Here is an 8,460-nt window from a genome sequence, read left to right on the forward strand (position 1 = left end):
GGTCGTGTGCGGGATGACGTCGCTGTGCTACCGCTATTGGAACGCCGGCTGTATAGTGAATTGCAGGAGTAGCAGATGTTCCGGAACTACCGACCTGACCGGTGTTATATTATCGCCGAAATCGGCGGGAATTTTACGACTTTTGATCAGGCAAGACGGCTGATCAACGAGGCAAAGGCGTCCGGCGTGGATGCTGTCAAGCTCCAGACTTATCGCGCAGAGACCCTGTCGAGCCGCAACGCCATGTTCGATATGGAAAACACCGGCGTTACCTCGCAATTCGAGCTTTTCCGTAAGTATGAAATCGGTCACGAGCTTCACGAAGCGGTTTTCCGCTATGCCGAGGAGCATGGGCTGGACTGGTTTTCGTCGCCCTCACACGAAACGGATGTCGATCTGTTGGAGAAGTGTGGGGTTGGTGCCCACAAGGTGGGTTCGGACGATGCGGTCAACATTCCCTTTCTCCGCTATCTGGCAAAAACGGGCAAGCCGATAATCCTGTCGACGGGGATGTCGACGCTCGACGAAGTTCGGGAATCCGTTGCCGCAATCAAGGAGGCGGGTAATCAGAAGCTCATTCTGCTGCACGCCATCACAAGTTATCCGACGCATCCGGAAAATGTGAACCTGCGCGCAATGCAAACGATGATGGAGGCGTTTCCGGATCTCGACGTTGGCTATTCCGACCATACGTTGTCCCCCGTCGCCAGCCTTTGTGCTGCCGCGATGGGGGCACGGGTTATAGAGCGGCATTTCACCTACGACAAAGCCGCCGACGGTCCCGACCACATACTCTCCGCCGATCCGGCGGAAATGAAATGGCTTGTGGATGCGATACGTGCGTTCGAGATCATGAAGGGCAGTGGTCGCAAAGAGCCGGCAGCAAGTGAAGCGACGACAAGATTGAACAACCGCAAAAGCATTGTCGTCAATCGACCGCTCAAAGCCGGCCATGTCATCTCTGCCGGCGATATCTCTGTCAAACGACCTGGGACGGGAGTCGAACCTAAGCATCTCGAAACTCTTGCGGGGCGACGGCTCGTAAAGGATCTTGATGCGGACGCCGTTCTCCAGTGGAGCGATCTGGCGTGACGCTTGGCATCATTATCCAGGCGCGGATGGGATCGACCCGATTGCCAGGAAAGGTGCTTCGCGACATTTCCGGCAAGCCGCTTCTCGGACATGTCCTGGGTAGGCTTCAGATGTTGACGCGGCCTGCTAGGGTTGTCGTTGCAACATCATCGGCCGGCGAGAACGATATGATCGAAGCCTGGTGCCTTGAGCATGGCGTAAGCTGCTTTCGTGGCGACGAAGCCGATGTTCTCGATCGTTATTTTCAATGCGCAAAATCGCTCGGAATGTCCGACATTGTTCGATTGACCGCGGATAATCCTTTCACTGACATCGAGGAGCTCGAAAGGCTGATCGATCTGCACCAAAGACAGGGATTCGACTACACGCATGCGTTCGGCCAGTTGCCTATAGGCGTCGGCGCCGAAATATTTACCTTCGAAGCGCTGTCGCGCAGTCATCGCGAGGGAAAACTGCCGCACCATCGCGAGCACGTGAATGAATACTTCACCGACCGGCCGGAACTGTTCAAGATCGGCCAGCTCGACGTGCCGCCGGCTAAAATATCCCCCGAACTGCGCCTGACGGTAGATACTGAAGAAGACTGGAGACGTGCCTGTGCTCTTACAGCGCGCGGGGGTGGGAACTGGCTCGGGACAGAAGAAGCGATCAGACTATGTTCGTCTTCTGCATAGAAAGTTCGCATGCACGCGGAATGGGGCATCTGTTTCGATCGTTGACACTCGCCACCGAACTGCGTTCGCGCGGTCATCCGGTCCTATTTCTAGCGAACGATCATCCGAATTCGTTGAGGATCATCCGGGAGCGCGGCTTTGACGTGGCGCTTTATGATCTCGCCTCCGTGACCGGATGGGAGAATGGCTTTATCGAACCCGATGCAACATCCTCGGTCTGGATCAATGACCGCCTCAATACGCAGCGATCCCACAGTGAAGCGATCAAGCGTTTGGGCGCCAAGCTCGTTACCTTTGATGATCGTGGCGATGGCGCGGAACTTGCCGACATCAACATCTGCGCTCTCCTGTTCGAAAAGACGGAGGATCTCAAGGGCAAGGATGTTCGGCTGGGGGTGGAGTACATGATACTCAATCCGGAAATCGCGGCGTTTCGCAGGCTTCGGCAAAGCCTCGCGTCGATCCTGGTCACGCTCGGCGGCGCCGATACCTACGGCGTGACTGTCCGCGTCGCCAAATGGCTGAGCAACAAGCCTTTTCCTGTCACCATCGTCACGGGCCCGAGCTTCCAACACATGGCGGAGCTTGAAGAGGTCGTCGCGACCGCGGCACCCGATCGGTTCAAACTGCTCAACCAGGTGCCGTCGCTTGCGGCAGAGATGCATGGCCACGATCTGGCGATTACCGGCGGCGGTGTGACCCCATTCGAAGCCTGTGCGGCTGGCTTGCCATGTGTGGTGATCGCCAACGAACCTTTCGAAATTCCGGTCGGGCGTGCACTCGAGGGGTTAGGAGCGGCGTTCTTTGCCGGGCATCACTCGGCGTTCGATCTCGGCATCCTGGAAACGCCGATCCCCATCAGGACCATGAGCGAGACTGCCATGGCCAAGGTTGACCTTGGCGGCGTCGGCCGCGTTGCCGATTTGCTTGAAAGACTGGCTGCATGACAATCACAGCGGTTATTCACCAGCCGGATTTCGCTTCATATCTCGGCTTTTTTCAGCGTTTTTTGAATGCCAACCTCTATATCGTTCTCGATCACGTTCAGTTTGTCCATGGCACGAGCAAGAGCTGGACGCATCGTGACAAAATAAAGACGGCACAGGGTGATCGGTGGCTCACCGTCGGAATTAGAAAGCCAAGGCTCGGAACCCCAATCAACGAGGTGGAACTGGCGCCCGGCACGGACTGGATAGACCAAAACCTTTCCCTGCTTCGCGAAAACTATCGCAAGTCTGCTGGTTGGGACGAAGTCTTTCCCCGCATCGAAGCCCTCTACGGCAAGCGGTTCGACCTCTTAGCCGATTTCAATATGCATTTCCTGGACGGCATTCTGGATATGCTTGAAATCACCATGCCGACGGTGCGATCGAGTACTTTAAGTCCGGAAGGGCATAGGAACGAATTGCTGGTCGAACTGCTGCGCAAAGTGGGAGCAACACGTTATCTCTCAGGCCTGGGGGCGCGCGATTATATGCGGCCAGAAGTATTCCAGGCAGCCGGGATCGAAATCGAATGGCAGCATTTCGTCCATCCGGTTTATCCACAGCCCTTCGGCGAGTTCATGCCCTATCTCAGCATTCTCGACACACTGCTGAATTGTGGTATTGCAGGCACGCGTGACCTGCTCTGGAGTTGCAAATGAATATTCTCGCGATCGGTGCCCATTTTGACGACGTGGAACTAGGCTGTGGCGGTGCATTGGCGCGTCACGCTACAAACGGCGACACGGTTTATGTCTATGTCGCGACCGTATCCGGCTTTTCCAACCAGTATGACCAGTCCGTCCGCAGCAGCCAGGTCGCTAGAGCCGAAGCGGATGCTGCGATGGAAATTCTCGGCGTCCAAAAGATGTTCTGTGGTGAGTTCAAAACCCTTCAGATCGAATTCGTCGATCCGCTGAATATCGAGATCCTCAAGCTCGTGCAGGATCTGAAGATCGATATGGTCTACACCCACTGGGTCGGAGACATCCACCATGACCACCTGGCCTTGTCGCGCGCATCGCTGCACAGCTGCCGCCATGTGCCTCGTCTGCTGATGTACCGCAGCAACTGGTACCATTCGACGGTCGATTTCAGGGGGAATTTCTACGTCGACATCACCTCCCATTGGGACCAGAAGGAAAAGGCGATCCTTGCCCATGAATCCGAGATGGAGCGCACGGGGCGGAAATGGGTGAGCTTCTTCCGCAACGAAGCCGAGAACGCCGGCCAGCGCATCGGTGTAAAATACGCGGAGGTTTTTGAGGTGGTGAAGTGGCTGCAGCTTTGAGGAAGATTTTGACCTTTGGCTCCATGCTGCTCCCCTATGGTGTGCATGAGTTGAGGCGCAGGCTAAGTACTCGCCACAAATTCTCTGCTGATGTCGCGAGATCACTGGCAGAAAATAGACAGCTTGCTGGTCAGCACGAGGGTGGCCGCTGTTTTATTTTAGGGAACGGCCCGAGCGTCAAGGGCTTGGATCTGTCGCGACTTCATGGCGAAGCCGTTATAACCGTTTCCAACGGCTATTTGCACTCCGATTTTGGCAAGTTCCAGTCTCGTTATCATTGTGTCCCGCAGATTACCTACGTAACGATGACATCGGAGGACGTGATCGACTGGTTTAACGAGATGCATTCGCACTTGGGCGCCGCGGAACTGTTTCTCAGTTCCACTGAAGCGGAGCTCGTTCGAAAACACAATCTGTTTTCGGGGCGAACAGTTCGGTATCTCGTGCTCGGTGAAAGCTTCGACGAAAGAACATCAGAGGAAATCGTCGATATCTCTCAACCGGTCCCTCGTGTCGAGTCGGTGCCGGTGATGGCCTTGATGATAGCGATGTATCTTGGTTTCAAAGAGATCATCCTGCTCGGCGTCGACCACGATCGTTTCCTGTCGTCAACCTACGGATACGCGTTCGACCTCAAGGTGCAAAAGGGAAAAGATTTCACCGTCAATGCGGACGGCACTCTGACAAGGGGCCGTCACGACGAGTTCCAACAGCTGGCGCGGCTGTGGCGACAATATCGAGCCATCGCAAATATTGCCAAAGCGAATGGTATCCGCGTCGTCAATTCCACACCCGGCGGAGCACTGGACGAATTTGAGAGGCGGCCTTTCCAGGCTTGGTTCGAAGAATGAAGCGCCTTCATCCTGCGTCAATACTGGTTGATAGAACAAACGCGCGGTTCGCTGTCGCCGATGTGTCTTTTGTACAACGGCCAGATTTCTGTTGGTTCGTAAGGAAAGACGACAATATTTGATGCGCGTAAACGTTCTAATTCCGGTCTTCAACCGACTTGAGCACACTCGCAAAGTTATCGCGGCCTTGAGGGCCCAAACCGTTGTCGACAGAATTCGAATTGTCGTCATCGATGACGGCTCAACCGATGAAACGGCTGAGTTCCTCGCGGCGCAGCCTGACGTGACGAGCATAAGAGGCGACGGCAATCTTTGGTGGGGCGGAGCCATAGAGGTCGGTCTGAAGCGGGTTCTGCCCGACTGCGGTCCCGAAGACTACATACTGTTCGTCAACAATGACACGTGGTTTGGCCCGACCTATGTCGAGACATTGATACGGTGTTCACGCGAAAATGGGGATGCCATTGTCGGCAGCGTCGTTCATGAGGAGGAAAGCGACCCACCTTTGACGGGCGTGGGACCGCGCTTGAACATAAATCGTATTGCGGTATGGGACATTCTTGCCGAGTTGAGTGAAGAGGAGCGCCGGAATCCTAAGCCGCTCTATAAGGCGGACGCGCTCAGCGGTCGCGGAACGTTGTTTCCCGCGGAACTGTTCAAACGGCATGGAACCATGCGTCCGCGTTTCCTGCCGCATTATATGGCCGATTACGAAATATCCATGCGCTTCGCACGAACGGGCGTACAACTCCTTGTTTCCAGCGAAGCCATAGTTTATTCACCGCCAGTCTACGGCGCTCACGTGTCGAATACGTCTTCGCGGAAGAAGCATTTTGGCCGGCGCTCGCCCCATAATGTATTTCAGCGGGTCGCGTTCTTTTCTTTGATCGGCACGCCTTTGCAACGGCTGACAGCACCATTGCGCATGGCGGCCTTCGTGATTATCCGGACGGCCCATGCTCTGCGAGCGAAGAAATGAAAAAGGACAATAACGACGCAATGAAGAGCGATCATCAGATGCAGTGTATTGCCTGCGGTTCGAATATGGAAACATTTATCGAGCGCATATCCGACGATCGATACGGCTGCCCCGGTGTATATTCAATCAAGAGGTGCGTGTCTTGCGGTCATATGACGACGACACCGCCGCTGACGGAAGAAGACCTACCTGGGCTTTACAGCACCTATTATCCGCGCCGGGAAGTCGATTTCTCCGCCATAGAGCGAGAAGCTGCGCTGGTAAACAAGCCTTTCGCCGCTTTCAATCGTTGGATGGCCGGCACCGATCACCAAGGCCACTATCTGGCGCAGCCTGGTGAGAAGGTACTGGATGTCGGTTGCGGCTCATGCATTTCACTCCTTGAAATGCGTAACAAGGGTATTGAAAGCTGGGGGATCGAGGCGGATCCGAATGTGCGGACAATCGCCGATCATTTCGGTCTGCAGGTCCATATCGGCAACATTTACGATCTGCCTTTTCCCGACATGAAGTTCGACCTGATCGTGTTGAATCAGGTGCTCGAACATGTGCCGGATCCCTCGGCCATGCTGCAGGCGGTAAGAGAACGTCTCACCCCCCAGGGCCGCGTGATCATGGCGTTTCCCAATACGGGCTCGTTTCATCACAAGATCTGGAAAGACCGCTGGATCAATTGGCACATTCCCTATCACCAAAATCATTTCAACCGCACCTCTTTTACCAAACTCGCCGGCAAGTTTGGTTACAAGGTCGAAAACGTCAGAACGGTTACGCCTAATCTCTGGTCGGTCCTGCAATTACGCACCGCACGCGAGCGGAAACAGGAGGGCAAGTCATCATCCACCTGGACGCACAATGCTGATGCAATCCAAGCCAGGCCACCGTTCTTCACTCGACTGAAGAACGTAGCCCTATCGCGTGGCGCACGTGGGGCCGGGATGGTGATGGGATTGGGCAATCGAATTCTGGATGCCGCAGGCAAGGGCGACAGCCTTCTCTTCGTGCTGAGGCCGATCTAGAAATTCCACCCGCTCTCTCGCAAGGTCAGGCGATCGCACGTAGGAGAATTCAACGGAACGCTCCGACTGCATAGGAGCAGATATGCAGGCACGGGTGCAGTTCAAGCTCACGCCGCGAGGCCCGGATACAATGAGCATGGCGTGTCAAGAACCGGAAGAAGTTGCTTCGAACTGGCGAGGGACCTCCTGCATTGATCAAGGATAATCTGCAGTACTGGATTGCGACGCCGCCTTTCCGTCTGCTACGGGTTGGCCAGATCGCCCCTTAGAATGTGAGCAAGACCCCGTCAAAATGGCTGCAGACACCGCCGATCCACGTATTCCCCGCATAAGCCTCATCACTGTTTGCTGGAATGTCGAGCAGACCATTGCTGACACCTTACGGTCCATCGACACGCAAACCTACCGCGATTTCGAACACATCATCATCGACGGCGGTTCAAAAGATTCTACACTCGCCCTCATCGCTTCGGCGGCGGCGGAGAACCGCCGTGTGTTGTCAGGACCGGATGGAGGCATTTATGAGGCGATGAACAAAGGGATTGGTCTAGCGACCGGCGATATCATCGGATTCCTGAATGCGGACGATATTTTCGAGAGCAGCGACTCCCTCGGAACTGTGGCGGCTGCGCTGGAAGATGAAGCATATGACGGCTGTTACGGCGATCTCGTCTATATTTCCAACCGGCATACCGATCGCAAGATCCGCTACTGGAAATCGCGTGCGTTCAGATCCGGTTCTTTCGCCCGTGGCTGGTGTCCACCACATCCGACATTCTATGTTCGCCGTAGCATTTATGATCAGTTCGGGCGGTTTGATCTGCGTTATCGGCTTGCAGCCGACGTCGAGCTTATGATGCGATTTTTGGAAGTCGCGCGGATCAGAACAATCTATATCCCGCGAGTCCTGGTCAGAATGCGCTTAGGGGGCGCCACGAACAAGAACGTTCAAAATATATCGCGTCAGAACAAGGAGGTGCTGAGCGCCCTTGCCGACCATGGCATCAAGGTCTCAGCATCGATGTTCTGGGCCTTTAAGATTGTGAACCGGTTAGGCCAGTTCCTGATGCGCAATCGATCGCAGGACCTATCAGCCTAAGTCCACGCCGCCGCCAATAGCCGGCCACACCGCCACCCTCCCTCGAACCCGTCCGCAATCGCCGTCATCCTCTCCGCCGCAGCATGCCCGAGCTCCCCCGGGGGGTTACCAGGAGGTTCGATTGGGTTCACGCAAAAAGGAAATCCCCCGAGTCTAGGCTCGTCAAGGCTACGTTCCTCAAGACTATGGTGTTGTCGATATCGGCCGTAACGATTGTATCGTCGCCATACTGACTGGATGCAGCAAAAAGCGATTCCCAGTCGGCGAAAATGTTGTGATCGATTCTGATCGTGTCGTGCGCCGTGCCGGTTGCCATGAAGTCTATGATCGTGTCGTGGCCCCAGTTCGACAAATAAACGAACAAGTCTGCCGCCTCGCCACCAACGAGGATGTCGTTGCCGGCGCCACCGGCAATGGTGTCGGTCCCGCTACCGCCGACGATTAGGTTGTCCAGCGAGTTTCCTGTTCCGAC

9 protein-coding genes and 1 pseudogene are annotated in these 8,460 nt (G+C 55.3%); 9 read left to right on the plus strand and 1 reads right to left on the minus strand.

Annotated elements, in window-relative coordinates; translation table 11 throughout:
* The first annotated feature begins 75 nt into the window (after positions 1–75).
* The 9 genes from HX899_RS27270 (at position 76) to HX899_RS27310 (ending at position 7,988) form a co-directional block, all read left to right on the plus strand.
* Entirely contained in the window at positions 76–1,092 is a 1,017-nt protein-coding gene (locus HX899_RS27270; protein WP_138390724.1) for an N-acetylneuraminate synthase family protein, read from the plus strand.
* A complete protein-coding gene (locus tag HX899_RS27275; RefSeq protein WP_180194723.1) occupies positions 1,089–1,766 on the plus strand; it encodes a glycosyltransferase family protein in 678 nt (225 codons plus the stop codon). The genes HX899_RS27270 and HX899_RS27275 overlap by 4 nt, the downstream gene beginning before the upstream one ends.
* On the plus strand, positions 1,748–2,713 hold the full coding sequence (locus HX899_RS27280; RefSeq protein WP_181293837.1) for a glycosyl transferase: 966 nt from the start codon (positions 1,748–1,750) through the stop codon (positions 2,711–2,713). Before HX899_RS27275 ends, HX899_RS27280 begins: the two co-directional genes overlap by 19 nt.
* Entirely contained in the window at positions 2,710–3,411 is a 702-nt protein-coding gene (locus HX899_RS27285) for a WbqC family protein (RefSeq protein ID WP_181293838.1), read from the plus strand. Before HX899_RS27280 ends, HX899_RS27285 begins: the two co-directional genes overlap by 4 nt.
* Positions 3,408–4,040, plus strand: coding sequence for a PIG-L deacetylase family protein (locus tag HX899_RS27290; protein ID WP_180194721.1), 633 nt, complete (start codon positions 3,408–3,410; stop codon positions 4,038–4,040). Before HX899_RS27285 ends, HX899_RS27290 begins: the two co-directional genes overlap by 4 nt.
* On the plus strand, positions 4,025–4,891 hold the full coding sequence (locus HX899_RS27295; RefSeq protein ID WP_181293839.1) for a hypothetical protein: 867 nt from the start codon (positions 4,025–4,027) through the stop codon (positions 4,889–4,891). Before HX899_RS27290 ends, HX899_RS27295 begins: the two co-directional genes overlap by 16 nt.
* A 121-nt stretch (positions 4,892–5,012) precedes the next feature.
* The gene (locus HX899_RS27300; protein WP_181293846.1) at positions 5,013–5,870 is read left to right on the plus strand and encodes a glycosyltransferase family 2 protein; all 858 of its coding nucleotides are present in this window, start codon (positions 5,013–5,015) and stop codon (positions 5,868–5,870) included.
* Complete coding sequence (locus tag HX899_RS27305; RefSeq protein ID WP_181293840.1) at positions 5,867–6,889, plus strand: bifunctional 2-polyprenyl-6-hydroxyphenol methylase/3-demethylubiquinol 3-O-methyltransferase UbiG; 1,023 nt, start codon at positions 5,867–5,869, stop codon at positions 6,887–6,889. Before HX899_RS27300 ends, HX899_RS27305 begins: the two co-directional genes overlap by 4 nt.
* A 292-nt stretch (positions 6,890–7,181) precedes the next feature.
* Positions 7,182–7,988 carry a glycosyltransferase family 2 protein gene (locus tag HX899_RS27310; RefSeq protein WP_181293841.1) on the plus strand — a complete coding sequence of 269 codons (807 nt, stop codon included), beginning with the start codon at positions 7,182–7,184 and terminating at the stop codon, positions 7,986–7,988.
* A gap of 127 nt (positions 7,989–8,115) precedes the next feature.
* On the opposite strand, the pseudogene HX899_RS27315 reads toward HX899_RS27310, so the two are convergent.
* A pseudogene (locus HX899_RS27315) lies at positions 8,116–8,460 on the minus strand (hypothetical protein); the annotation flags it as partial.

It is taken from the genome of Rhizobium sp. WYCCWR 11146, assembly GCF_013591995.1.
Taxonomy (GTDB): domain Bacteria; phylum Pseudomonadota; class Alphaproteobacteria; order Rhizobiales; family Rhizobiaceae; genus Rhizobium; species Rhizobium indicum.